Below are 24,764 nucleotides of genomic sequence, written 5' to 3'. Positions count from 1 at the left end.
CGGACTCGTGCTGCGAAACACCCGATGGGGGAGCGGAACCGGACTAATATACTCTTGCCCCTGGGGGGATGCAAGCATCGTTCTACACAAAACGGCCCGAGTCCTCGAAAAGCGAGAACTCGGGCCGATTTTCAGGCGAGGGGAAAGGCTTTAGCGGGTCACGCTGAAGGGGATCCACTTGGTCTGGCCGTAGTAGCCGTCGCCGCCGAAGGTGGTGCCGCTCTTGCGGAACTTGACCTGGTAGAAGTGCGAGCCGGTGCCGGCGTAGGTCTGGGTGGGGCTGTTGGTCTCGCTGCCGCCCTTGCCGTTCCAGGTGAAGCTGGTGCTCTTGGTCCAGGCGCTGGACCAGACCGAGCGCTTGCCGCTGTCAGCCACCAGCACCTGGTACTCGGCATCCGCGTCGCCGTACTTGGAGCTGAAGGAGAAGCGGTCCGAGCCGCCGACGAGGAACGAGGCGTTGGGCTTGATGGTCGGCGAGAGCTCCCAGCCCACGTCGAAGTTGGAGGTGGCGCTGCCGCCCGAACCGATCTCGACCACCTGGACCGAGGCGTCCACGTAGGCGCCGACCGTGTTGACGTCGGCCGCCTCCACCACCTCGCCCTGGTCGTCGTAGAAGACCTGGTACTTGCCGGGCGTCAGGCCGCTGAAGGCGTACTGGCCCTGCTTGTCGCTGCGGGTGTTGGTGCCGAGGCGCTGGAAGCTCGAACCGTCGTAGCGCTTGAGCGCAAGGAGCAGCTCCTGGCCGGGATCCTTGCCGAGGTGGCTCACCCGGCCGCTGATCTGGGCGTCCTTGGTGCTCGGGGGGGTCGTGGTCCCGGGGAGGGCGCCGCAGCCGACGAGCGAGAGGGCGAAGACGGTGAGGGTGAGGGCGGAAGCCTTCTTGAACATGGGGAGACTCCTTTCAATCCAGCGGACAGCCGGACGCCTCAGAGCAAGGCGTCGCTTTGTTTTCCAGCCCACTCTCGGGCTGCTGTCCCCTAGACGCGGCCCCCCCTTAGCGGGTTCCGTTCTTTTTGAAAGTTTTCTCGAAAGCTAGATCAACGGCGGCTCGGCGTCGCTCGCGGCGGGCACCGCGCGCCCCTCGCGCAAGAAGGCGATCCGCGGGGTCACCACCAGCTGGGTGGCCGGCCGGCGCAGGCCGATCTGCACCACGTCCTTGCGATGCGTGCGCGAGAAGAGCCAGTCCACCAGGACCCTCATCTTCCGGTCGATACCGGGCAAGAGCCAGAAGTGAACCGCACGCCAGGCGAGCCAGGCGAGGAAGCCCTTCACCTGCCGGCCCCGGATCACCGCAACGCCTTGCTTGGCCCCGATCGAAACGAAGGTCCCGTAGGCGTGGAAGACGTAGGGCTCAAGGGGCTTGCCGTCGATCGAAGCGAGCAGGTTCGACGCCAGGCGCTTGGCCTCGCGCACCGCATGCTGGGCGGTCGGCGGGTAGGGCTTCCCCTCGGGATCCGGGATCCGGGCGGCGTCGCCCAGGGCCCATAGCCCGGGGTGACCCGCCAGCGCGAGGGTGGGCTCGGTCACGAGGTGGCCCTTGGCGTCCTTCGGCAGATCCAGGGACTTGGTGAAGGCGGTGGGGGTCGTCCCGATGGTCCAGACCAGCGTACGGGTCGGAATGACCGTGCCGTTCGCGAGGCGCACCTGGGTGGGGCTGCAGGAAGTCACCGAGTTCTCGAGGAAGAGTTCGATCCCCCGCTCGCGCAGGCGATCGGCCGCGTAGTCCCCCAGCTCGGGGCCGACCTCGGCGAGGATGCGCGGCGCGAGCTCGACGAGCACCAGCCGGACCTCGCGCGGGTCGAGCCGGGGGTAGTAGCGGCGGATCCCCTCGATGTAGGCCTCGATCTCGCCCATGCACTCGACCCCGGTCGAGCCGCCGCCGACCACCACGAAGGTCAAGAGGGCCCGGCGCTCGGCGGGATCCTCCGTGAACTCCGCCGCCTCGAACGAGTCGACGATCTGGTTGTGGAGGGCGATCGCGTCCTCGGCCGCCTTGAAGGGGAAGGCCACCTCGCTCACCCCGGGAAAGGCGGCGAGGTTCGCCTCCACCCCGCTCGCGAGCACCAGGTGGTCGAACGAGAGGCGCTCTTGCATGCCATCACGGTAGGCGAGGACCTCGCGGCGTTCCTCGTCGAGGCAGCGAACCTCGGCCTCCAGCACCCGAATCCGCTTGAAGAGGGTCCTGAGGGGCACCACCACGTGCCGCGGCTCGACCCCGCTCGAGATCACCTCGGGCATCAGCGGATAGTAGAGAAAGTAGTTGGTGCGGTTGATCAGGGTGACCTCGAGATCGTCCCGCCTTCGCATGGCCTTCTCCAAGGCGAGGGCCGTGTAGATCCCCCCGAAGCCCCCGCCGACGATGACGACGCGCTGCATGGTGGTGCCTCCCTGTCGCGAGCTTTCCCAGAAGCCGGTTGTGTTTCGGCGCAGTATACAAAACTTCAGCCCCGCGCCAAACGCACGACCACTGGGCAAACGCGCGTGAGCGGGGGATAATGAGCCGTCTTGCCGGCCAGCTTTGAGAGGAGACGCCACCCGCTATGACCCACTTCGACGCGATCATCATTGGCGCAGGGAGCGCGGGCTACAACGCCGCGCGGATCCTCGGGGCGAACGGCAAATCGGTCGCGATGGTCGACAAGGGTCCCCTCGGCGGTCTCTGCATCCTGCGCGGGTGCATGCCCACCAAGACCATGCTGCGCTCGACTGACGTCCTCCAGCTGATCCGCGACGCCGACGAGCTCGGGATCCAGGTCGACAACGTGCGGGCGGACTTCTCCGCCATCATGGCCCGGCAGCACCGGCTGGTGAAGGGCTTCCAGGACTACCGCATCGAGGGCATCCACCGGGCCCCCAATGCCACCCTCATCCAGGGAGCCGCCCGCTTCACCGGCCCCGACCGCATCGAGGTGGACGGCGTCACCTACACCGCCGATCGCTTCCTCATCTCCACCGGCTCGACCCCCTCGATCCCCGAGGTGCCGGGCCTCGCCGAGGCGGGCTACATCACCAGTGACGAGGCCATGAGCCTCACGCGCCTGCCCGCGAGCATGGTGGTCTGGGGCGGCGGGGTGATCGCCCTGGAGCTCGGCCAGTTCTACGCGCGGCTCGGCGTGGCCGTCACCATGCTCCTGCGCGGCGAGCACGTCCTCTCGCGCGAGGACGAAGACGTCCAGGCGGTCGTCGAGGCCGCCCTCGAAGCCGACGGCATCACCCTGCTGCGCAACGCCCGGCCCCTCTCGGTTGTGGCCCAGGACGGCCTCAAAGTCATGACCCTGGCCCAGGGCGATCGCACCGTGAAGCTCGAAGCCGAGGAGATCCTGGTGGCCACCGGCCGCAAGCCCCTCCTCGCCCCGCTCGATCTCGAAGCGGCGGGCGTCGAGGCCCCCGGCGGCTCCATCAAGGTGGACGGCCAGATGCGCACCACCAACCCCGCCATTTTCGCCGCGGGCGACTGCCTGGGCGACTTCTTCCTGGTGCACGTGGCCATCCAGCAGGCCGAAGTGGCCGCCCACAACATGCTGGGCAAGACGCCCGCGCGCACGGCGGACTACCGCCTTTTGGCGAGCGCCATCTACACCGACCCCAACGTGGCGCGGGTCGGCCTCTCCGAGAAGGACGCCGCAGCCCAGGGGCGCGAGGTGCTCGTGGGCAAGTACGACTTCGCGGATCTGGGCAAGGCCGAGTGCATGGGCAAGGGGGCGATGCAGGGCTTCGTGAAGCTGCTCGCCGATCCTTCGACCGGCGAAATCCTGGGGGCGTCGATCGTGGGCCCCGAGGGGGCGGATCTCATCCACGAATTGATCGTGGCCATGGAGTTCCGGTGCACCGCCGAGCGCCTCATGCAGATTCCCCACCTGCACCCGACCCTCGCCGAGATCATCACCTACCCGGCCGAGGAGATTGCCGAGGCGCGCGCCGAACGCGCGCTAGCGATCGGCTAGCGCCGCATCGACGGGAACGGGCAGCTCGAACCAGAAGGTGCTGCCCACCCCCGGTTCGCTGCTGAAGTCGATCCGGCCGCCATGGGCCTCGACGAAGCCCTTGGAGATGGCAAGCCCCAGGCCCACGCCGCCATCCTCGCGCGAGAGGCGGTTGTCCACCCGGTGGAAGTTCGAGAAGAGCATCCCCCGGTGCTCCTCGGGGATGCCGATGCCCGTGTCGCGCACCTCGGTGCGGACCATCCGCTCTTCGAGCAGGACCCGCACACGGACACTTCCCCCTTCGGGAGTGTACTTGATCGCGTTGGAGACGAGGTTGTTCACCACCTGGGTAAGGCGCAAGGGGTCGATTTCCAGCATGGGAAGCTCAGGAGCGACTTCGAGGGTCAGGGTCTGGCGCTTCTTGTCGCTCATGACCTGCAACTGCCCCACCACGTCCCGCATGAGGGCCTCGTAATTGAAGGCCCGGGGCTCCAGACGGAACTTGCCCGCGTTGAGGCAGGCGAGATCCAGCAGATCGTCCACCAAGCGCTTGAGGTGGAAGGAAGCTCCCGAGATGCGCTGCACGAAGCTCGCCTGATGAGGGCTCAGCTCGCCGGCAGCCCCGTCCTCGAGCAGCTCCGCGTAGCCCTGGATGGTGGCGAGCGGCGTGCGCAGCTCGTGGCTCACCGCGTTGAGGAAGCCCGTCTTGACCCGGTCCACCTCGCGCAGCTCGTTGATGACGTGCTCGAGCTGGTGATTGGTCAGGCGTAGCTGGGTGGCCTTCTCCGTCAGCTCGGTGCGCAGGTGATGCTGGGTCATGGCGCTGCTGATCTGGGCGGCCATCGCCTGCAGCGCACGCAGGACGAAGGCCGTGTCCTCGAAAGGCTCTCGCGCGAACAGAGCGAGCCCGCCGAGCGGACCGCGCAAAGACACCACCGGGACCGCGTAGCACGCGGCGAAGGCCGAGAAGGGGGACCAGCTCCCGCCCGTCACCAACGCTCCCTGGAGCTCCGTTGTGGCCAAAGCCTCGAGCCGATCGAATGCCTGGAAAACGGTGCAGTGCCGGCGAAAGCGTTCGGTCTGAGCGATGGCGTTGCTCGCCGCCACGTCCGCTTCGCTCAGGGCGTAACGCCCCCTGAGCTGGAGCGCCGCGAGTTGGGGATCCCACAGCCAGAGCGTCATCCACGCATCCTGCAACTGCTCGTTCACCCGGTGCGTCGCTAGCTCTAGGACCTCATGGAGCGACGTGGCGATGCTCAATTCCTGGCTCAGCAGGCACAGCGCATCAAAGACTCGGTGTTGTGACAAGCTTTTCCCCTGCAACTCAGGCGTTCAACCAGCGCCAAGTATAGCAAACCTGGCTGCGATCATGCCTTTGTTCCACTTTTTAAGAGGGCTTAAGAGACGCCCAACAAATCATGACACAGCAATGGGAATGATAATCGAGTGAAGGCGAAACTGGAAGATAGTTATAAAGCCTTCCGCTTCCTATTCTCCATCCGGCATTCCACTGGCTTCCTCGCTTCTTGCCCCTTCTTACTCAGCGAAAGGATGTCCACCCATGATGACGCGTCAGACCACGGCCGTGAAAGCCCCCGCCATCGCCATCGCCACCTACCAGAGCGTCCCGGTGATCGGGCTCGGAACGTACGCTCCGCCCTCGTTCACCCAGCGGGAGACCCTCGCGGCGCTCGGATTGGAGGGCAACGCTTTCGCCGAGGAAATTCTCGCCAACGCGGGGATCGCGACGCGCAACTTCAGCATCCCGCCGGTCGAGATCTTCCGGGACACGAGCCTGGGTCGCCAGGCGAGCTACTTCCGCGAGCACGCCCCGCGCATGGCGGCCGAGGCGCTGCGGCGGGCCGCCGGTACGACGATCGAACTGGCGACGATCGACGCGGTGGTGACGGCCACCTCGTCCGGCTACATGATGCCCGGCCTCTCGGAAGTGCTCTGCGGTCGCTACGGGATCGGTCGGCCGGACGGGCTGCGCTACGATCTGGTGGGGCACGGGTGCCTGGCCATGCTGCCGGCAGTCCAGATGGGGCGCGCCCTGATCGCCTCCAACCAGGCCAAGCGCGTGGCCGTGGTCTGCTCTGAGCCCCAGGCCGCCATGTACAACCCGACCGACTCCAGCAAGACGACCATCGTCCAGAACATGATCTTCGGCGAAGGGGCCGCCGCCCTGATCCTTCAAGGGCACAGCGAGGGGGATCAGCACCTGCCGGCCTTCCTCGACTTCGAGCAAGAATTGGCGCCCGAAACCCTTGAGACGGTCGGCGTCAAGCAAGGCAACGTCTGGGAGAGCACCCTCGATCGCTCGGTGCCCGAGATCGTCGGTCGGATCCTGCCAGGGGTCATCGAGCGCCTGCTGGGGCGCCATGCCCTTCGCCTCGCGGACGTTTCGCACTGGGCTTTCCATACGGGCGGCCGGCGCGTCCTGGAAGTCAGCCAGCAGGGCCTCGGGCTCAGCGACGCGCAGATGGCTCCCAGCTACGAGGTGCTGCGGCGCCACGGGAACATGGGCTCGGGCACGGTCATCCACTCGCTCGCAGAGGTCCTTTCGAGCAGCCGCCCCGCCCCGGGAGAGCTGGGGCTGCTGGTGAGCGTCGGGCCCGGCATGGTCATCGGCGCCGCCCTCGTCTGCTGGGAAGGAAACTAACCGGCCGGTCGTCCAAGCAAGCAAACAATCGTGGGATGCGATATGATATAGAAGAACCGTATCGCATCCTGACGAGGTCCCGTGTTTAGATGACCGTCCTTCCTGCCCACACGAGCTTCCCGGCCGTGTTGCCGGCCCTCTTCGAGCAGATCTACTCGCCCGAGACCACCTACATGGACTGCGTCGCACCGGTGGTGGAGACCCTGCGCCTCGCCACCGGGTGGGATCGGGCGATTTACTCCGAGATTCGCCGTCACCCGCAGTTCTCCGAGCTCGTCTACGTCTCCGAGGCCCCGAGGGTCGCGGGGCGCCTGGCCATGCGCGAGATCCCCATGATGGACTTCTCGGCGGTGGACTTCTGCGAGAAGATCGGGGGAGTGGCCGAGGTCTCGTGCGAGGGCGTGGTCGGCCTCCCACCGGGCGTCGAGGTGCCCGAGAGCGCGCGCCTGGTCGAGCGTTACATCCAGGGCTTCCTGGCATCAGCCGGCCTCACGCGCGGGGTCTACGCGCCGCGGCGCCTGACGCCGAACTTCGCCGCGGTGCTCTGCCTCCACCAGGCCGAGGACGACACGCCGCTGACCGAGGAAGGGCGCGAGGCCCTCAAGCTCGCCCACATCGTGCTCAAGGAGATCGTCCGGCGCAAGCGCTGGCGCTTCCGGGTGCCGGGGCATCTGCCGGATCACGAGCGCCTCATGCCGATGCTCGCGGCCGGTTGGGACATGAGCCGCATCGCCAAGACGCTCGAACGCCCGCTCCCCGAGGTCGTGGCCCTGCGGGACCACATCATGATCGAGCTTGAAAACCAGTACGGCATCCGGACCCCGGAAGCCGCCATCATCTTCCTGCGCGGAGAGCTCGCCAAACCGGTATAATCGATCCGGTTTCGCCCCTCTGAGCGCTCGAAAGGACTCCCATGCTCCCTGGTTGGTTCCTCCCGGTGGCCCTTCTCTCCCTGTTGGGAGGCTGGATCGCGGTCATCGTCACCCTGGTGATGATGATTCGCTCCAAGCGCGCGGCACGCCTGGCCGCCGAAGCCCGGCAGGCCCAGGCGGCTCAGGCCGAGGGCTAGAGGTCGCCCTTCGCGGGCTCGACGATCACCTCGGCCACCCGGGTGCGCGCGGGCTGGCGCAAGGCAAAGGCCACCGCGTCCGCCACGTCCTCGGGTTGCACCATGCCGGCGCGCTGCTCGGCCGACATGCCCATCCCGTCCCAGAGCGGAGTGTCGGTGGCGCCCGGGTAAATAGCCGTCACGCGGATCCCGGTCCCCTTCAGCTCTTCGGCCAGGGCCTGCCCCAGCCCGTCCAGGGCGAACTTGGAGGCGCAGTAGGCGCTCCAGTTAGGGAAGGCGCGCTTTGCCGCAACCGACAGGATGTTGACCAGTTGCCCGCCGTGCTGGGCCCGCATGACGGGCAGCACGGCGCGGGTGCACAAGAAGGGGCCCATGACGTTGACGTTCATCTGGTGGGCGAACTGGTCGGGGCTGATGTCCTCGATGGGGGCCACGTGGGCGTGGCCCGCGTTGTTGACGAGCGCGTCGATCCGGCCCCAGGTCTCCATGGTCTTGTCGACGAGGCCCTGGACCTGCACAGGGTCCGTGACATCGAGCGGGTAGGCGATCGCCTCGGGCAACGAGGCGGCGAGCGCCTTGAGGGGCGCCGCCGAGCGCGCCGCGAGCACCACCCGGTAGCCCTCGAAAGCCAGACGGCGGGCGATCTCGGCCCCGATGCCGCGGCTAGCCCCAGTGACGATGACGACGCGCTTGATCATGTAGAGGCTCCTTGCTCGGGGGCGTCCTCGCCCCGGTATTCGAAGAAGTTGTTGTGGGTTTCCTCGAGCCGGACCCGTGAAAGGGTCACCCCTTCGGGGAAGGCTCCGTCGAGCCACGCCCAGATCCGCGCGGTCACCACCTCGGAGGTCGAGATGAAGGCGTCGGGGTCCGGCTCGGGGCCGAACTCCCGGACGCCGATGAACTGGTGATCGAGCCTGTCCACCACCCGCTCCTTGACGATGCGTTCGAAGAGGGGCAGATCGACCAGCATGCCGGTCCGCGGGTTCACGGTGCCCTTGACGGTCACCTCGAGCACGTAGTTGTGGCCGTGCCCACCGGGATTGTTGCAGTCCCGGTAGAGGGCGCGGTTGGCATCCTCGTCGAGGAAGGGACTGTGGAGGCGGTGTGCTGCCGAGAAGCGAAAGACCCGCGTGAGCGTCGCGCGCTTCATGCCGCTTCGCCTTCGTACTCGGCGAAGAGGTCCTCGCTCTCGTAGACCCGCACCCGCGCCAGCTCGCAGCCGGGGATCAAGCCGTCGAGCAGCTCCCAGATCCGGATGGCGATCGCCTCGCAGGTGGGCTGGGTCTCCTTGAAGTCGTCCATGTCGAAGTTGAGGTGCTTGAAGTCGTAGCGCGAGATCACCCGCTCCTGGACGACGGCCTTGAGGTCCTTGAGGTTGACGATCATGCCGGTCTTGGGGTCGATCGTCCCGCGCACGCTCACGTCGACGACGTAGTTGTGGCCGTGGCCGTAGCGGGTCGCGCACTGGCCGAAGAGGCGCTGGTTCTCCTCGGGGCTGAGGGCCTCGTCGTAATAGCGGTGGGCGGCGGCGAACTTGAAGCGTCGGGTGATGAGCATGGTTCCCCCACGGGTACAGGGCGCAAAAAGGCGCCCCAGGCCTCGACCAGGCCCATTATAGCGGGTCTGAACGCCTCCCTGCCAGGCTTGAGGGGGCGAGATTTAGCGGAAGCTCGACGGAGTTTTAACAAACGCTTGATACTGTTCGACAACTCTTAATCCAATTCCAGGCATAAGAGAGATAGCTTTCAACATCGTCCCCTGTCTTGAGAAGGAGCTGCGCCATGGCTGACGGCACGATCACCGCTCGGTATTCCGAGGGAATTCAGCCCAGGTTCGCCGAACAGACGAAGCCCGTCGAGCAGATCGCCCCGATCGAGGCCGCACCGGTCGAGTCCCGCGCAGCCGAGCCCATGACCCCGACGCCCGTGGCCGACACCACCACTGTCGTAAGCTCCGGCCAGGTCTCCCAGATCGTGCTGCGCGACTCCACGACGGTGGACGTCTCGTCGCCCACCAAGATGGACGATACGCTGGGCAACGTCATCGACTTCCTGGACGGTCTGCTCGGCCTCTTCGGCGGCGACGAAGAGAAGAAGGACGAAAAGAAGACCGAGGGCAACCCCGTCGGCAAGCTTCCTGGCACGGGCACCGCCACGGTCATCAACAAGCCCGAGGAGAAGGAAGAGCCCAAGAAGGTCGAAGAGCAGAAGAAAGAAGAGCCCAAGAAGACCGAGGAACCCAAGAAGGAAGCGCCCAAGCAGAAGATGGGCAAGCCCCAGAAGTTCCTCTCGGTGGCGGACCCCCACATCACGACCGCCGACGGCGGCAAGTACGACAACAAGAAGCAGGGCGACTTCATCCTCGCCAAGTCCGACAGCGGCGATTTGGTGGTTCAGTCCCGCCAGGAGCCCATCAAGGGCAGCAGCGGCATCTGGCAGACCAAGGCTGCGGTCAAGACCGACGGCAACACCGTCCAGTTCGACGCGGCGAGCAAGACCGTCACCATCAACGGCAAGAACTACCCGTTCGAGGCCGGGAAGGACATCCAGCTCCCCGGTGGCGGCCACGTCAAGATGAGCAAGGACAAGTTCGATAGCGGGGTCCCCTACGATCGACTCGAGGTCTTCACCAAGGACGGCGACAAGATCAACATGCTCAACATCCAGCGCAACGGCTCCCAGTACCTGGACATCTCGGGGACCGTCTCGGCTGATCGCGACAGCGGCAGCGTCAAGGGCACCGTGGGTGCCATGGACGCCGACACCGACAGCAGCAACGACATGGTCATGCGCGACGGGAAGGTCACCAAGGACCTGGATTCCATGCTCGAGGACTGGCGTGTTCGCTCGGGCGAGAGCATCCTCAAGTAAGCCCTTTACGAGATTTGCCCCGCCTGCCACGCGATGCCGCGTGGCGGGCGGGGTACGTCTTGTTGGGCCCCCGTTCACGGGCCCGGAAAGGGGAAGACTCCCGACATGAAGAAGACGCTCACGGCCTCTCTGGCCACCCTCGGCGTGGTGCTCGGCGGCTGCGCCCTCGCAGGGCTCTCGCCCACCCCGCATTCGGAAATGCCGGCAAGCCGGGCCGTCGCCCAGGCCCTGCTGGGCGATCGGGCGGTGACGGCGAATACGGCTTCACCGAGCGATCCCGAGCGGCTCGCGACGAGCTACCGCGCGCTCACCGAGGCCCTCGAAAAGCGCTAGTGCCAGGGACCCCCCGGAGCCCCGTGCCTCAGGGTGCGGGGCTTGCTGATGCGCCCGGCGTGGGCGGAAGGGTCGGGATGGGCACCGACGAAGTGCCCGCGATGAGCTCTTGGAACTCGAAGGTCACGAACTGAGCGGGGCTATCGACCGATCGGCGCCCCTGGACCAGGTAGAGCATCCCCGCTTCCAGGTCCCGGACGGCGCTGAGCACGGTCGAGACCCGGGTGGGGGCCACCAGGGTGAAAGGCCCGATGCGCAGGCCCGGCTCGGCGGCATCGACGGCCACCGCGCGATCGCTGAGCATCTCCATGGCCCGGCTCACGTCCAGGCGCCCGAAGGAACCCTGGAGCATGGTGACCAGCTTCTCCTCGCGCGCGGCGGCGGCGGGGTCGGGCAGGGCGACTTCCTGGAAGGGCTGGGCGTGGTAGCGGTTGGTCACCGCCAGGGTGGAGGGCGCGGGGCGCACCTGGATGCGATCGCGCCCCTGCCACGCGTCCGAGACGGTCTGCCCCACTTCGAGGACCCGCGCGCCCTCGCGGGTCGCCAGGGTGAGCAAGAGGCCCTGCGAGGCCCGGGGCCGCACGGCGCGCACCAGGGCCTCGGCCTCGTCCAGGGTCGCGCACTGCTGCACGATGCGGCGCGTCAACAGGCCCGCCGTCACGCCCGAGGCGTTGGCCCAGCGCATGCGCGCGTCGTTGGCCGCAAGGCTCAGGCCCTTCTCGTTCCATGCCAGCTGACCATCCATCACCCGTCCGACGAAGCCCGGCTGGACGAAGGCGTGGCCCTTGGCGGGGCGCTGCACCCGGATGAGCGCATAACGGTGCACCTGGTCGTAGTCCAGGGCGCTGACGTTGGCGCCGACGAGGGTCGATCCGCCGATGGTCGCCTCGCCCCGGGCGACGAAGGCCGCCGAGCCGAAGATGGGGCGGACGGGCGCGTCGAGGCCCATCCAGGACGCGGGGGCCGCCCAGGGCGGATCCGCCTGCATGACGAGGACCTGGCTCTCGCTCATGCCCGAGCCGTCGGCGAGGCCCTTGATCTCGGCGCGCTCGTCGGCCGTGTAGGCCGAAGCCAGGGAGCGAGCGTACCACTCGTAGGTGAAGCCGGGCAGGAGCTTGACGCTCGTGAAGAGCTTGGCCGCGTAGTAGTCGCGGTAGAAGCTGCGCAGCTCGTCGCGCAGGAGGTAGCCGTGCTGGAAGCCTTGCTCGTAGGGGGTGCCCTCGGTGGTCAGCACCAGGGCGCCGCGAAGCCGCTCCAGCTTGCCCTTGCGCTCGGGAATGGTGCGCAGCACCAGGCGCTCCTCGGGCGGCGGGCCGTTTGGAGCGTTGGGGATCGGATCCCCGCAGCCCGCAAGCGCGGCCACGAGGACCGCAAGGGCGAGATAGGGGGGCTTGAAAAAGAGACGAGCAGCTGACATCGACGCGATTATACCCCAACCCGAGGGGCTTGGGGGTTGGCCTCGTCATCTCGTATAATAGGCTCCATCATCCCCTCGACCGCATCCTTACTCGACCCGGAGGCCCCATGCACGACCACGACCATCACGACCACTCTTCCTGCGGCCACGACCACGGCCACGGCCATCACCACCACGCCCCTCAGACCCCGTTCATCGCGGGCGAGAAGGTGGGCCGCAACGACCCCTGCACCTGCGGCAGCGGCCAGAAGTTCAAGAAGTGCTGCATGAACGCGGAGGCTGCGAGCGCGTAGCCTTTGCCAGCGCCACGGCCGGTCCCCGATGGGGACCGGCCGTTCCGTTTGTCACGCTCGTCGCTTGCGAGCGGCTCTCCTCGGCGATACCCTTCCCTTTCGAAGGGAGGGCGCCATGATTCCGTTCTCGCTCCCGGGCTGGGCAGTGGCACTGAGCCTGATTATGCTGCTGGTGCTCTGCGTGGCGGGCTTCATCGGCCTCATGAGCCTCATCCAGCAGTTCATCCAGGGGGTCCCCGACTTCGAGGGCAGTGTCCCGATCAACGACCTGGACCCCGACGCCTACTCCCGGGCGGACGTGCCCGTCACACCGGTGGACGAGCAGACCAAGCACGAGCTGCTCGCGCTCGCGCGCAACGAGATAACTCCGCGCGGCGAGTGGCGCAAGAGCGGCACGGAGTAAGGGGAAGCGCCTGGCGACACCGGCGTGACGCTTGCACTTGAACCATTTCCACGTGGCCGTATGATCGCATCATGCCCCGCAAGTCCTCATCGCCTGCTCCTGCTTCTCGCCCTCCCCGCGCCCTGAAGGCGCGCGGGCTCGCGCTGCTGTTCGCTTGCAGCGCCACCCTCGGGGCCTATTGGGGGGTGCGTCTCGGGCTGCACGGGGGCCTCGGCCTCGACCCGGACACGTCGAGCTTCTTGGCGGGCGGCGCGGTCGCCCTCGGCTTGGGCCCCTTGCGCCGCATGCTGCGCCGGCCCCGCCGTGCCAAGGGCCTCGACCCGCGCGCGACCGGCTGGAAGGGCTTCGCCGAATCGGCCCGCACGGCCCAGAACCTGCCCGAGGTGGCGCGGCTCATCGCGTCGAGCCTCCAGCAGGGGATGGGCGCGAGCCAGGCGTTCGTATGGCTGCCGCCGGCTGGGGATGCCAGCCTCCACCTGGTAGCGGGGCAGGGGCCTTACCCCACGACCCTGGTGCTGCCCGAGTTCTCGCTGCGCGAGTGGCTCGCCGAAGGCTCTCACACGCCGTGGCTGGTCGGTTCGAGCGCCGACGGCTTCCCCAGCGCCTTCGACCAGCTCATGTTCCAGGTTGGCGCCCGGGCATGCCTGCCCCTCACCCTGCACGGCGAGCTGATCGGCCTGGCCACCCTCGGCCCCAAGCGCAGCGGCACCTCTTACGGTCCCGACGACCTCAAGGCCATGGCCGAGGCCGCCCCCGTCTTCGCCCAGGCGATCGCTCCCTACCTCTTCAAGGCCGAGCAGGCCCTGCACCGCACCAAGCTCGAAGCGGTCAGCAAGCTCTATCTCGACGCCCAGAAGAAGGCGGTGACCGATGGGCTCACCGGCCTGACCACCCACCTCCACTTCCAGGAGCAGCTCGCCAAGCGCTTCTTCGAGGCCCGGCGCTTCACCCAGCCGCTCAGCCTCATGTTCATCGACATCGACCACTTCAAGCGGATCAACGACACCTACGGCCATCCGACCGGCGACGAGGTGCTGCGCGCGGTGGCGCGCACGGTGCAGGGCACGGCCCGCGCCTGCGACACGGTCGCCCGCTATGGCGGCGAGGAGCTCGCGGTGATCCTGCCTCAGACCGAGCTGGAGGGGGCGGCGATCCTCGCCGAGCGGCTGCGCGAAGCCATCCTGGAGCTCGAGGTCCAGGAAACGAGCGGCCCTCGTACCGTCCGCCTGAGCGCGTCGATCGGCGTCGCGGACCTCCAGGACGAGGACCTGACGCCGGGCGATCTGTTGGAGCGGGCGGATCGGGCCGTGTACGCCGCCAAGCGCCAGGGGCGCAACCAGGTGATCTGCGCCGGTTAGCGCCCTCTAGTGATTGGTGCCGGGCTCGATGCGGGTGCCGAACTGCACATCACCGCTCGGGTCGTCGTAGAGGAAACCGTGGGTCCCCGGCGGCAGCTCAGGCCCTTCGAGCTCCGCCTCCCAGGAAAGATTGCGGTAGAAGACCGCCTTGAGGCGTACCGTCGGCCCCAGGGTCGTGTGGGCACGCCGCTCGAGCTCCTGGATGGCCTCTTGCCGGCTCAGCTCTTCGACGGGCTTCATGGCCATCCTATCCTCTCTTGCGCTCATCGCATCCCCCTCCCTTCATGGCCAGCCTCGCCTTTGATGCTGCCTCGGATGGTACGGCATCCAATTCGCCGTAACCACGGCAGCATCGGCCAAAGTGCGGGGGCGGGGCTCGTCAGCGCCCAGTCGGGCCATCCGGGGAGGGCGGCGCCATTCCCTCGCGCAAGCGGTCGACGAACTGACGGGTGATCCGGGCGGTGGCCCCCCAGACTCTTGCCCCGTCGGCGTCGAAGGCGTCGCGCACCCAGGCGGGGGCGTCCGGATCGGGCACGAGCGGGATCCGGGCCGGGTCCAAGAGCGAGGCGATCGGCACCCGGATGAGCCGCGACAGCTCGTCGGGATTGGCCGAGAAGGGGTAGGGCATGGCGATCCGGCCGACCACCGGCGTGATGGTGAAGCCGCTGGGGGTGATCACGTCGTCGAGCACCCCCAGGACTTCGACCGCCCCGGGGTCGAGGCCGATCTCTTCGTGAGCCTCGCGCAGGGCCGTGGCGATGAGGTCCACGTCCTCGGGCGATCGCTTGCCTCCGGGAAAGCAGACCTGCCCCCGGTGCGTCCCGTAGTGCTCGGAACGCACGCCATAGAGCAGGAAATCCCCTTCTGGATCGAGGCAAACGGGCACCAGCACCGCCGACTCGGTCCGGCTGGGGTCCGAGAAGCGGCGGGACTGGTAGTGCGCGAAGGCCGCGTACACGCCTAGCGCGCGCCGGCGAGGGCCGTCTGCATCAGGCGCTCGATCTCCTCGACCGATTTGGGCACCTGGCGGGTGAGGTTCTCGTGGCCGTCGGGCGTGACGAGCACGTCGTCCTCGATCCGGATCCCGATGTTCCAGTACTTGGGGTCGACCCCTTCCTGGCCCTCGGTGATGTAGAGGCCGGGCTCGATGGTGAGGACCATCCCGGGCTGGAGCGTGCGCCACTCACCCTGCAGCTTGTAGGCGCCCACGTCGTGGGTGTCGATCCCGAGCCAGTGGCTGGTCTTGTGCATGTAGAAGGGCTTGTAGGCCTCGCTCGCGATGAGCGCATCCACCTCACCCGAGAGGATCCCGAGTCGGACGAGGCCCGCGGTCAGGACGCGCACCGCGGCGTCGTGCACCGCCTGGAAGGTGACGCCGGGCTTGACGGTGGCGAGGGCTTCGAGCTGGGCCTCCAGGACCACCTCGTAGACCTCCTGCTGGGCAGGGCTGAAGCGCCCGTTGACCGGGAAGGTCCGGGTGATGTCGGAGGCGTAGAAGCCGTACTCGGCGCCCGCGTCGATGAGCAGGAGATCGCCGTCCTTGAGCACCGCGTCGTTCTCGACGTAGTGCAGGATGCAGCCGTTGGCCCCGCCGCCGACGATCGAGCCGTAGGCAGGCCCCATGGCCCCGCGACGCTTGAAGGTGTACTCGATCTCCGCCTGGATCTCGTACTCGTAGACGCCCGGACGGGTCGCCTGCATGGCGCGGGTGTGGGCCTCGGCGGCGATCGCCGCCGACTTGCGCATCAGCTCGATCTCTTCAGCCGACTTGAAGAGGCGCATCTCGTGCAGGATCTCGCTGGGATCGTGCATGGTCGAGGGACCCTTCACGCCGCTGCGGGCGCGGGTCTTGTAGCGCTTTAGCAAGTCGAGGACGCGCTCGTCCCAGGCCTTGTTCTTGCCGAGCTGGAAGTAGAGGTGCTCCTGGTTGTCCAGGTAGGTGCCGATCACGGCGTCGAACTGGTCGATGGTGTAGGCGGCATCCACGCCGTAGTCCCGCAGCGCGCCCTCGGTGCCGGCGCGGCGGCCGTCCCAGGTCTCGCGCTCCTTGTCCCGGGGGCGCACGAACAGGATGGTCTTGTGCTCGGGATGATTGGGAGCGAGCACCAGGACGCTCTCGGGCTCCTTGAAGCCGGTCAGGTAAAAGAAGTCGCTGTCCTGCCGATACTCATGGTCGAGATCGGCGGTGCGGACGGTGACAGGGGCGCTGGGCAGGATGGCGACCCCATGGCCCATGGCCTGCATGACAGCTTCGCGGCGACGCTGGTACAAGTTCGGACTCCCTTCTGGCGATGGCGACGGTCCTTGATTCGTCACCTCCTACAGTCTCTCGCTCCATTCTACTGCGCGGGGCCGCCCCCGTCACGGACGTTTGCCACACGCGCCTTCAGGGGATAACGGAGGTAATAAGCGGAGGTAATCTCGTGGAGACACGCAACCCAGACCCTCGCGCCCTCGAACTGCGCGTCGCCAAAGCTTCGCGAGACGCTGCCCCGGATGGTCGCAGCGACTACGCCGACGTGCTCGCCCACATCAAGGCCCTGGAGAGCACCGACCTCGAAATCCGCTCGGCTGCGGTCAGGAGCCTGGGTGACCTGGGGGATCCGCGCTCGGTCGAGCCGCTTATCCGTGCCCTCGCCTGCACCAGCTGGAAGATCCGGGTCGAGGTCATCGAAGCGCTCGGTACCCTCAAGGACTTCCGTGCGGTCGAGCCCCTGATCGAGGCCCTCAACGACGCCGAGTACCGGGTCCGGTCCGCAGCCGTCGCCGCCCTGATCGGCTTCAACGACAGCCGCGCGGTCGAGCCCCTCATGCGGGCCCTCAAGGACTCCCATCGGGCCGTGCGCGGGCGAGCCGCCGAGGCCCTCGGGACCCTCGGCGACGCCAAGGCCATCGAGAGCATGGTCTCCGCCTTGAGCGACCCTTGCCGTGACGTTCGCCGCCACAGCGCCCTGGCCCTCAAGCAGCTCGGCAACAGCCGCGCGGTCGAGCCGCTCATCGCCGCCCTTCACGACCCCGACCACGGCGTCCGCGAAGCCGCCGCCGAGACCCTCGGCGAACTGGGCGACGACCGGGCGGTCGAGCCGCTCATCGCGGCCCTCGGCCCTTCAGCTCCCAAGCGCAGCCCGTTCGGCTGGCCGGCTCCCGCGCGGCGGCGGCGCAAGCGCCCCGAGCCGACCGAGGCCTCCGAGGGCCGCGAGAACAACGCAGCGTTCAAGGTCACCTTGATCCGGGCGCTACAGCGGATCGGGGACTTCAGGGCCGTCGGGCCCCTGATGGCAACCCTCGCGGATCCGGAGTTCCGGGTCCGAGCGGCCGCGGTGGAGGCCCTCGCGGGCTTCTGCGACAGCCAGGCGGTCGCTCCGCTCATCAAGACCCTCAAGGACGCCAACCGAACGGTCCGCCTGCGCGCCGCCGAGGCCCTCGGCCTCATCGGCGACTCACAGGCCCTGGACGCCCTGATTCAAGCCCTCCAGGATCCGAGCAGGGACGTGCGGCGCCAGGCAGCACTCGCCCTCAAGGCCATCGGCGACAGCCGGGCCATCGAGCCCTTGATCGAAGCCCTCTGGGACCCGGACCAAGGCGTGCGCTTCGCCGCCACCGAGACCCTGGGTGAGCTGGGCGACGTGCGAGCGGTCAAGCCTTTGCTCGCCGCCCTGAGCATGCAAAAACCCCGCGAGACCTTCTGGGAGCGGCTCGGTCTGGTCAAGAAGCCCCTTCGAGCATCCGGACGTCCCGGCAGGCAGCGGCGCACCCGGGACATGGAGGAGGGGGAGGCGCCCGTCACCTTCAAGCAGGTGGTCGCCAAGGCGCTCGAGCGCATCGGCGACGAGCGCGCCCTCGAATCCCTCCAGGCGGAAGCCTCGGAAGTTCCCGACGAGCCCCGGACGCCGGATCGCCCGCGCAAGGTGCGCCCGGCAGAGCCCGAAGCAGTGGTCGCGGTCGAAGCAATCGAATAGCCGGCGGGTGCTAGAATAGCCCCATGGCTGAACAACTGACCCTGCATGCCACTTCCGACTCCCGGCTCGACGTCTTCTTGGCCGAGTCGCTCCCTGCGATCGACCGGCTCGAAGCACGGCGCTGGATCGAGGCGGGCCGCATCGCGGTCGAAGGCTCCCACGTCAAGCCCTCGCTGCGCCTCTGGCCGGGGGCGGCGGTCCACGTGACGGTGCCCGGCGTCGAACCGAGCGCGGTCATCCCCGAGGATCTGCCCCTCGAAATCCTCTACGCCGACGACGAGCTCGTAGTCGTCAACAAGCCCGCAGGCATGGCGACCCATCCGGGCCCCGGCTGGTGGAGCGGCAGCGTGTTCAACGCCCTCCTCTTCCAGATTCCCTACTGGCCGGGAATCAGCGGCGTGGCGCAGCCGGGGGTGGTTCACCGGCTGGACCGGGATACGAGCGGTCTCTTGGTGCTCGCCAAGGCCGAGAACGCTCACCGCCACCTGCTCGCCCAGGTCCTCGCGCGGACCATGGAGCGCGGCTACCTCGCCTGGATCGAGGGAGAGCTCGAAGGCGAAGGGCTGATCGACGCCCCCATCGGCCGGGATCCCGAGCTTGAGGGCCAGATGCGCGTCACCCCTGACGGCAAGGACGCCCGCACCCGCTACCGCACCCTCGGCATGCGCGAGGGCCGTACCCTCGTAGAGCTGAAGCTTGAAACCGGACGCACTCACCAGATCCGGGTCCACATGGCCCACCTGGGGCACCCCATCCTGGGCGACATCCGCTACCACCCCGCCCCCGAGCCGGGCCCTATGGCCCTGCACGCGGCAAAGCTCTCGTTCGAGCACCCCTCCAAAGGGCCCATGGCCTTCGAGGCCGTCCCGCCCGAGGCCTGGGCGGCGTTCCCGGCCCTTTTCAGTCCTCTTCAATGACCTTGATCGCCTCGTCGAGAGCGACCCGGGTCGCAATAGGCTCGAAGTCGATGAGGGCGGCGTCTTCGTAGAGTTCGCGGGGGTAGATGGTCGCGGAGACCACCGCGGGAATCGGGTCCTCTTGGGCGATGCGATCGCGCGTGCCGCCGCTCGGCAAACACTCCGGATGCGTCTGCCCGTCGTAGAGGATGATGCGGATGTTGCCGAGGTTATCGAGCAACTCGACGGCGACTTCTGGATGCCGTGCCGTGAGCTCGGCTAGCTCACGCACCTGTTCCGGCTTGGCCATGGACGCCTCCTCTTCAGCTGACGGTGACCTCGTCGAGGGGGATGCCCTCAGGGCCAGGATACGCCACCGGCCTCGGTCCTTGAAGCTGCGAGGAATCGTTACGGTCTCACGCAAGAAGCGGGCAAGCGATAGGCTTGCCCGCTTCTTGCGTGACGATGACGTTACTCGGCTTCGAGCTCGGGAAGCGGCTCGGCCACCGGCAGGGGGACCCGGCAGGCGCCCAGGGGGATGCCGATGCTCACGACCGTCTCGTGGAGCGCATGGATCGGCGCGCGCATGTTGAGCTGCGCCTCCTCGGGCAGGACCTCGTAGGTCTGGATCAGTTTGCGATAGGCCCCGATGACGCGGGCCGAGGCGGTCGCCTTGCCCCCTTCGTCGTTGCGCGCGTCGAACTGGACGTAAGCCCCGAGGGCGGACTGCAGGGTGTGCATGCAGGAGATGACCTCCTGCACGGTCGGAAACGGGCGCGCACCCGCGTTCAGAGGTAGATCGCTCACGGCTCCATCCTTTCGAGCAAACATCGCAGGCCACCGGCCCAGGCCCTCTCAGGCAGCTCGCATACCTGGTGGCATCCTACCGTGCACGTGCCGGGCCTGTAAAGACAACGTGCGCCCGGATCTTGCGAGGCCCTCGGACGGCGGACTATGCTTCGAGAATTATTGCGTTTTGTAAAATCTTCTTCAGGGAGGTGGCGAATGATGATCCCACAGCAGGCACTCTCGGTCCTCCTCTGCGTCTTGACCGCCATGGCCCTGGGTGTGGTCGCCCGCCTCCCCACCATCCACAACCGAATCCAGGCGCCGGATCGTACGATCCCCGCCTGGTTCGTGATCGAGGAGAACGTGAGCCGGCGCTAGGGCCGGCTCACGCAAGGGGCTAGGCGCCTGCGATCGCAAGCTCCTTGACCAGCACCGAGGGCGACCCGATGCCGGAGGTGAACCACTCCAGGTCGCTTGCGACCTCGGAGACGCCCGAGAGCAGGGCGTAGAAGTTCCCCGAGATGGTGAAGTTGTGAATCGGCGAGCGCTTCTGTCCTTCCCAGAGGAAGCCCTGGGCCTGGAGGCTGAAGTCCCCCGAGATGGGATTGGCCCCGGCGTGCAACCCCGTCACCTCGGTGACGATGACGGCCCGGTCGAACTCCGCGAGGATGGCCTCGGGCGTCCGAGCCCCCGGCGCCAGGTAGAGGTTCGAGGGAGCCACCTCGACGGTGCCCCGGTAGCCGGCGCGGGCGGCATGGCCCGTCGAGGCCACGCCAGCCTGGCGTGCCGTTTCGGCGTTGTGGAGGAAGCCCTTGAAGACGCCGGCCTCGACCAGGGTCACGACCTGCGAGGGGCAGCCCTCGTCGTCGAAGGGGCGGGCGCCGTAGCCTTCCACGTTGAGCGGATCGTCCACGATGGTGATGGCGGCCGAGGCGATGGCCTCGCCCACCTTGTCCTTGAGGAGGGTCTTGCCTTCCTGGGCGAGCTTGCCCGAGAAGACCCCCGCGAAGACCTGGAGGAGGTCCCCCATGGGATCCGAGTCGATCAAGACCGGATAGGCCCCCGACTGGGGCTCGAAGGCCCCGAGCTTCTCGGCGGCGCGCGCCACGCCCTCGCGGGCGATGGCCTCCGGGTCGAGGGCGTCGAAGTCGCGCACGGCCTTGATCTGGTAGTAGTTCTTGTTCTGGCCGTCCGCATGCAGCAGGGGCACGGTCGCCATCATGGCGATGCTGCTCTGGTAGCTCCGGTCCACCCCGGCGGTGCTCGCGATCCGGACGAAACCGTGGGTGTCCGTGTACGCGGTGCTCGTCACGTTCTTGATTCGCGGATCGCTCTCTTTGGCGATGCGCTCGAGGGCCTTGGCCTTCTCGATTTTGAGGGGCACGGCGACCGCCGCAAGCTCAGGCCGGTGCAGGCCGAGCTCGACGGTCTCGCCCGCGAACGAGGCGAGGGTCGCGCCCTTGCCCTCGGGGATGAGCCCCGCGTTGGTGATCGCCGCTTCGAGGGTGCGCAAGAGGGCGTCTCCCGAGAGGTCCTCGGTGAAGGCGTAGCCGACCTTGCCGTCCTTTACGACCCGGATGCCCGCCCCGCGCGAGTCCGCCAGGGAGAACTGGTCGACTTCCTGGTCCTGGATGCGGATGGTGGTGGCGGTCGAGGCCCGCAGGTAGACCTCGGCTTCGACGCCGGCGTCGCGCGCCGCCGCGAGCACGGCCTGGATTTCGGGGGTGTAGGTATTCATCTGGTTAGCTCCTTCCGCCCACGACGATCTCGGAGACCCGGACCGGGGGCTGACCGACGTTGACGGGGATCGAACCGCTCAGCGAGCCGCACATGCCGGCCGCGTGGGCGAGGTCGTGCCCCACCATGTCGATCTTCTGGAGGATGTCCGCGCCGTTGCCGATAAGGGTGGCGCCGCGCACCGGCTCGCAGAGCTTGCCGTCGCGGATGATGTAGGCCTCGCGGACCGAGAAGTTGAAGTCCCCCGTGCCGGGGCTCACCGAGCCGCCGCCCATCCGCTTGGCGTAGAGGCCGTAGGGGACCGAGGCGATCAATTCTTCGACCGAGTGGGGGCCAGGGGCGATGTAGGTGTTGCGCATGCGGCTGGTGGGCGCGAAGCGGTAGCTCTCGCGGCGGCCCGAGCCCGTGGGGCGGAAGCCGGTCTTGCGGGCGCCCAGCCGGTCCACGATGTAACTGACGAGCTTCCCGTTCTCGATGAGGGTCGTCTTCTCGGTGGGCATGCCTTCGTCGTCGATGGCCGTCGAGCCCCACTCGGACTCGATGGTGCCGTCGTCCACCACCGTGACGTTCGGGTGGGCGATCATCTCGCCCATCTTACCCGCGAACACCGAGGCCCCGGTCGAAACCGAGGTGGTTTCGAGCAGGTGGCCGCAAGCCTCGTGCAGGATGACCCCGCCGAAGCCCTTGTCGATGATGACGGGCATCTTGCCCGAGGGCGCGTAGCCCGCCCGGAGCATCGTCATGGCCTGCTCGGCGGCAGAGCGCGCGAGCGCTTCCACGTCGAGGGCCTCGGCCCACTCGTAGCCGCGCAGCGCCCCCGGCGACTCGGCGCCGGTCTGGAACTCGCCGCCATCCGAGGCAATCGCCTGGATCGCCATCCGGACGTAGGGCCGTAGATCGGTCGCGAGCAAGCCTTCGGAGTTGGCCACCATCACCCGCTGGACCCACTCGGTCAAGGAAACGTCCACCTGCGAGATCTCGGACGCAAAGGCCCTCGCCGCGCGGTCGGCCCGCGAGAGAAGGGCAACCTTGTGAGCAGCCGGCACCTCGCGCGGATCCCGCTCGAAGGGATGACGCATCCCTTGCCGGGTCAGGACCAGCGGCGAAGCCGCATGGCGGCCCTCGCCGCGGTGCGCCTGGCTCACGGCCCGCGCCACGGAGAGGAGGCTTTCGCGCGAGAGGTCGTTGGTGTGGGCGTACACCGCCTTGGTGCCGTACAGGACGCGGATCCCCGCCCCCAGGACCTGGCCGCTGGCGGCGTCCTTGACCTTGGAGTCGAGCAGCGAAAGTCGGCTGGTCGCCTTATCCTCGACGAAGATCTCGGCGAAGTCGGCGCCGTTGCTGAGGGCCGTGTCGAGCACGTCGCCGATCAACCGGCGATCGAGCAGCTCGGACGCGCCCATAGAGGCAGTGGTGGGTTCCATAGGGACTCCTTCAGGAATGGGGCGAAAGCAGGCACGTCGCGCCCGCTCTAGGCAATCGTGGACCCTCCAGTATACCATCTTGAAGCGTCCCCCCGACTTCGGAGGTTTCCAATGGCCGCTTCCCCCCAGCGCCTCGTGCGCTCCACCAACCATCGCATCCTCGCAGGGGTCTGCGGCGGTCTTGCCGCCCGTTTCGGCATCTCGCCGATGGCCGCCCGCATCGTCTGGCTGCTGCTCAGCCTCCTGCCCGGCCCCATGTGGGTTCTCTACGTCATCCTCTGGGCCGTCATGCCCCCGGCTGAGACTTAGCCCTCTCTTGACATCCTGGGACGGCCTGGGTATGATGCCATCGTTCAAAACTTAGGGGAGTAGCCGCTGCCGCCCAGAAATGGCAGACGCAGGCATCGTCAACACAGCCCGAAAGGGCTCGGTGCCCGCGACGAGTGAATGCTCGGGAGCAAGACCTTGGTATTGAGCAGGCTGCTGCTTGCTCATTCCAGGGAGTTGCTCCTCTTTTTGCATCTCCAGGGCAGCAGGCAGGGTCTCGCGTCCCCCCGTCTTCGGACGGCGACTCATAGGAGGTTCAGTTTGAACGCTCGTAAATTTCTCGCCATCGCAGCCCTTGGTATCTTCCTCGGCGGAGTCGTCGCCGAAGACGCTTCGGCGCGCGCCGGCCGTTCGGCCAAGTCGGGTGGCTATTCGTCCATGGGGGCCCGCGGCTCCCGCACCTTCGACAACAACGGCATGCAGGGCATCCAGCGCAGCCGCCAGATGAACAACCCCGCGGCGGCTGCCAGGACCAACCCGCTCCAGCAGAACAAGCCCTCATGGTTCCAGCGGAACCCGTTCATGGCGGGCCTCTTCGGCGCGCTAGCCGGTAGCGCCCTCTTCTCGATGCTGGGCGGCCTGTTCGGTGGCTTCGGCGGGGGCGGCGGCTTCGGCGGCATTCTGCCCCTGCTCTTGCTCGGCGGCCTTGCGTTCTTCGCCTACCGCATGTTCAAGAACCGCCAGCAGCCGGGCTATGCGCCCGGCGGCCCCGGCACCGCGTCGAACCCCTTCGACCAGCAGCGCTTCGACCAGCCCTCGCAGTTCGGTGCCACCGCTACCGCCCCGACCATCACCGACATCGGCGGCTATCGCCAGACCAAGGAGCAGGGCCTGGCTGCCATGGCCCTCAACAACTCCGACTTCAAGACCGAGGCGACCGAGGATGCGCTGTCGGGGGTCTTCTTCCGGGTCCAGGAGGCCTGGTCGGCCAATGACCAGGCGGCCCTGCGCAGCTTGACCACTCCCGAGATGTTCGACTACTTCCGCGAGGACCTCGACACCATGGCGAGCCGCGGCGAGCGCAACGTCATCAAGAACATCGTCATGCGCTCGTTCGAGCTGACCGAGGCCTGGACCGAGGACCGCGACGAGTACATCTCCGTCAAGATCTACGCCCGCCTCGTCGACTACATCGAGCGTCACGGCCAGGTGGTCGAGGGCTCGCCCAGCGAGCCGGTCGAGTTCAAGGAGGCCTGGACCTTCCACCGCACCCGCGGCGACGAGGCCTGGCGCCTGTCGGCCATCAACCAGTACTAACGCAAAAGCGGGGCGCTCGAACGAGCGCCCCGCTTTCCTTTCGATTG

The 24,764-nt window shown here is 67.6% G+C and carries 28 protein-coding genes; 14 read left to right on the top strand and 14 right to left on the bottom strand.

Annotated elements, in window-relative coordinates:
• Positions 1 to 150: 150 nt before the first annotated feature.
• Together J7643_01365 and J7643_01360 are read right to left on the bottom strand one after the other, a co-directional pair.
• Entirely contained in the window at positions 151 to 888 is a 738-nt protein-coding gene (locus J7643_01365) for a hypothetical protein (GenBank protein ID MBO9539222.1), read from the bottom strand.
• A 144-nt stretch (positions 889 to 1,032) separates the two neighbouring features.
• Positions 1,033 to 2,376 (bottom strand): NAD(P)/FAD-dependent oxidoreductase, encoded by a 1,344-nt coding sequence (locus tag J7643_01360; GenBank protein ID MBO9539221.1) that lies wholly within the window; start codon positions 2,374 to 2,376, stop codon positions 1,033 to 1,035.
• Positions 2,377 to 2,540: 164 nt separating this feature from the next.
• Here J7643_01360 and J7643_01355 point away from each other — a divergent pair, with 164 nt between their 5' ends.
• Complete coding sequence (locus J7643_01355; GenBank protein MBO9539220.1) at positions 2,541 to 3,944, top strand: dihydrolipoyl dehydrogenase; 1,404 nt, start codon at positions 2,541 to 2,543, stop codon at positions 3,942 to 3,944.
• Here J7643_01355 and J7643_01350 read toward each other — a convergent pair.
• Entirely contained in the window at positions 3,930 to 5,231 is a 1,302-nt protein-coding gene (locus J7643_01350) for a hypothetical protein (protein ID MBO9539219.1), read from the bottom strand. The two genes, J7643_01355 and J7643_01350, sit on opposite strands and share 15 nt — an antisense overlap.
• A gap of 253 nt (positions 5,232 to 5,484) precedes the next feature.
• Between J7643_01350 and J7643_01345 the strand changes: the two genes are divergently transcribed.
• The 3 genes from J7643_01345 to J7643_01335 all read left to right on the top strand — a co-directional run bounded on the left by J7643_01345 (position 5,485) and on the right by J7643_01335 (position 7,654).
• The gene (locus J7643_01345; protein MBO9539218.1) at positions 5,485 to 6,585 is read left to right on the top strand and encodes a hypothetical protein; all 1,101 of its coding nucleotides are present in this window, start codon (positions 5,485 to 5,487) and stop codon (positions 6,583 to 6,585) included.
• An 89-nt stretch (positions 6,586 to 6,674) separates the two neighbouring features.
• Positions 6,675 to 7,457, top strand: a complete 783-nt coding sequence (locus J7643_01340; protein ID MBO9539217.1) for a hypothetical protein — start codon at positions 6,675 to 6,677, stop codon at positions 7,455 to 7,457.
• A gap of 41 nt (positions 7,458 to 7,498) precedes the next feature.
• Positions 7,499 to 7,654, top strand: a complete 156-nt coding sequence (locus tag J7643_01335; GenBank protein ID MBO9539216.1) for a hypothetical protein — start codon at positions 7,499 to 7,501, stop codon at positions 7,652 to 7,654.
• On the opposite strand, the gene J7643_01330 is transcribed toward J7643_01335, so the two are convergent.
• The 3 genes from J7643_01330 to J7643_01320 are packed head-to-tail and all read right to left on the bottom strand — an operon-like array spanning position 7,651 to position 9,211.
• Positions 7,651 to 8,352: an SDR family oxidoreductase gene (locus tag J7643_01330; protein MBO9539215.1), complete on the bottom strand. Its 702-nt coding sequence runs from the start codon at positions 8,350 to 8,352 to the stop codon at positions 7,651 to 7,653. The two genes, J7643_01335 and J7643_01330, sit on opposite strands and share 4 nt — an antisense overlap.
• Positions 8,349 to 8,804 (bottom strand): 6-carboxytetrahydropterin synthase, encoded by a 456-nt coding sequence (locus J7643_01325; GenBank protein MBO9539214.1) that lies wholly within the window; start codon positions 8,802 to 8,804, stop codon positions 8,349 to 8,351. Before J7643_01325 ends, J7643_01330 begins: the two co-directional genes overlap by 4 nt.
• Entirely contained in the window at positions 8,801 to 9,211 is a 411-nt protein-coding gene (locus J7643_01320; protein MBO9539213.1) for a 6-carboxytetrahydropterin synthase, read from the bottom strand. Before J7643_01320 ends, J7643_01325 begins: the two co-directional genes overlap by 4 nt.
• Positions 9,212 to 9,435: 224 nt before the next feature.
• Here J7643_01320 and J7643_01315 point away from each other — a divergent pair, with 224 nt between their 5' ends.
• Together J7643_01315 and J7643_01310 are read left to right on the top strand one after the other, a co-directional pair.
• Entirely contained in the window at positions 9,436 to 10,524 is a 1,089-nt protein-coding gene (locus J7643_01315) for a VWD domain-containing protein (protein MBO9539212.1), read from the top strand.
• Between the two features lie 105 nt (positions 10,525 to 10,629).
• Positions 10,630 to 10,857, top strand: coding sequence for a hypothetical protein (locus J7643_01310; protein MBO9539211.1), 228 nt, complete (start codon positions 10,630 to 10,632; stop codon positions 10,855 to 10,857).
• Between the two features lie 28 nt (positions 10,858 to 10,885).
• On the opposite strand, the gene J7643_01305 is transcribed toward J7643_01310, so the two are convergent.
• Entirely contained in the window at positions 10,886 to 12,274 is a 1,389-nt protein-coding gene (locus J7643_01305; protein MBO9539210.1) for a hypothetical protein, read from the bottom strand.
• A 107-nt stretch (positions 12,275 to 12,381) separates the two neighbouring features.
• On the opposite strand from J7643_01305, the gene J7643_01300 reads away from it, so the two are divergent.
• The 3 genes from J7643_01300 (at position 12,382) to J7643_01290 (ending at position 14,328) form a co-directional block, all read left to right on the top strand.
• Positions 12,382 to 12,567 (top strand): SEC-C domain-containing protein, encoded by a 186-nt coding sequence (locus J7643_01300; GenBank protein MBO9539209.1) that lies wholly within the window; start codon positions 12,382 to 12,384, stop codon positions 12,565 to 12,567.
• 115 nt (positions 12,568 to 12,682) lie between these two features.
• The gene (locus tag J7643_01295; GenBank protein MBO9539208.1) at positions 12,683 to 12,970 is read left to right on the top strand and encodes a hypothetical protein; all 288 of its coding nucleotides are present in this window, start codon (positions 12,683 to 12,685) and stop codon (positions 12,968 to 12,970) included.
• 71 nt (positions 12,971 to 13,041) lie between these two features.
• Positions 13,042 to 14,328, top strand: coding sequence for a sensor domain-containing diguanylate cyclase (locus tag J7643_01290; protein ID MBO9539207.1), 1,287 nt, complete (start codon positions 13,042 to 13,044; stop codon positions 14,326 to 14,328).
• A 6-nt stretch (positions 14,329 to 14,334) separates the two neighbouring features.
• Here the strand turns inward: J7643_01290 and J7643_01285 are convergent, their stop codons facing one another.
• The 3 genes from J7643_01285 to pepP form a co-directional block, all read right to left on the bottom strand.
• A complete protein-coding gene (locus tag J7643_01285) occupies positions 14,335 to 14,574 on the bottom strand; it encodes a hypothetical protein (GenBank protein MBO9539206.1) in 240 nt (79 codons plus the stop codon).
• A 133-nt stretch (positions 14,575 to 14,707) separates the two neighbouring features.
• On the bottom strand, positions 14,708 to 15,286 hold the full coding sequence (locus tag J7643_01280) for a CoA pyrophosphatase (GenBank protein MBO9539205.1): 579 nt from the start codon (positions 15,284 to 15,286) through the stop codon (positions 14,708 to 14,710).
• A 2-nt stretch (positions 15,287 to 15,288) separates the two neighbouring features.
• On the bottom strand, positions 15,289 to 16,572 hold the full coding sequence (gene pepP / locus J7643_01275; GenBank protein MBO9539204.1) for a Xaa-Pro aminopeptidase: 1,284 nt from the start codon (positions 16,570 to 16,572) through the stop codon (positions 15,289 to 15,291).
• Positions 16,573 to 16,751: 179 nt separating this feature from the next.
• Between pepP and J7643_01270 the strand changes: the two genes are divergently transcribed.
• Positions 16,752 to 18,287, top strand: coding sequence for a HEAT repeat domain-containing protein (locus J7643_01270; GenBank protein MBO9539203.1), 1,536 nt, complete (start codon positions 16,752 to 16,754; stop codon positions 18,285 to 18,287).
• Positions 18,288 to 18,310: 23 nt separating this feature from the next.
• Entirely contained in the window at positions 18,311 to 19,204 is an 894-nt protein-coding gene (locus tag J7643_01265) for an RluA family pseudouridine synthase (protein ID MBO9539202.1), read from the top strand.
• On the opposite strand, the gene J7643_01260 is transcribed toward J7643_01265, so the two are convergent.
• Together J7643_01260 and J7643_01255 are read right to left on the bottom strand one after the other, a co-directional pair.
• Positions 19,188 to 19,493: a hypothetical protein gene (locus J7643_01260; GenBank protein ID MBO9539201.1), complete on the bottom strand. Its 306-nt coding sequence runs from the start codon at positions 19,491 to 19,493 to the stop codon at positions 19,188 to 19,190. The two genes, J7643_01265 and J7643_01260, sit on opposite strands and share 17 nt — an antisense overlap.
• A 161-nt stretch (positions 19,494 to 19,654) precedes the next feature.
• On the bottom strand, positions 19,655 to 19,990 hold the full coding sequence (locus J7643_01255) for a hypothetical protein (GenBank protein MBO9539200.1): 336 nt from the start codon (positions 19,988 to 19,990) through the stop codon (positions 19,655 to 19,657).
• Positions 19,991 to 20,188: 198 nt separating this feature from the next.
• Between J7643_01255 and J7643_01250 the strand changes: the two genes are divergently transcribed.
• Entirely contained in the window at positions 20,189 to 20,350 is a 162-nt protein-coding gene (locus tag J7643_01250; protein MBO9539199.1) for a hypothetical protein, read from the top strand.
• A gap of 19 nt (positions 20,351 to 20,369) precedes the next feature.
• Here the strand turns inward: J7643_01250 and J7643_01245 are convergent, their stop codons facing one another.
• A complete protein-coding gene (locus J7643_01245) occupies positions 20,370 to 21,710 on the bottom strand; it encodes a TldD/PmbA family protein (GenBank protein ID MBO9539198.1) in 1,341 nt (446 codons plus the stop codon).
• Positions 21,711 to 21,714: 4 nt separating this feature from the next.
• Positions 21,715 to 23,097, bottom strand: coding sequence for a TldD/PmbA family protein (locus J7643_01240; protein MBO9539197.1), 1,383 nt, complete (start codon positions 23,095 to 23,097; stop codon positions 21,715 to 21,717).
• Between the two features lie 147 nt (positions 23,098 to 23,244).
• Between J7643_01240 and J7643_01235 the strand changes: the two genes are divergently transcribed.
• On the top strand, positions 23,245 to 23,442 hold the full coding sequence (locus J7643_01235; protein ID MBO9539196.1) for a PspC domain-containing protein: 198 nt from the start codon (positions 23,245 to 23,247) through the stop codon (positions 23,440 to 23,442).
• 279 nt (positions 23,443 to 23,721) lie between these two features.
• On the top strand, positions 23,722 to 24,717 hold the full coding sequence (locus J7643_01230) for a Tim44 domain-containing protein (GenBank protein ID MBO9539195.1): 996 nt from the start codon (positions 23,722 to 23,724) through the stop codon (positions 24,715 to 24,717).
• The last annotated feature ends 47 nt before the right edge of the window (positions 24,718 to 24,764 follow it).

It is taken from the genome of bacterium (assembly GCA_017744355.1).
GTDB lineage: Bacteria > Cyanobacteriota > Sericytochromatia > S15B-MN24 > UBA4093 > JAGIBK01.
Note: the sequence above shows the minus strand (reverse complement) of the source record. Positions and strands in the feature narration are given on the sequence as shown.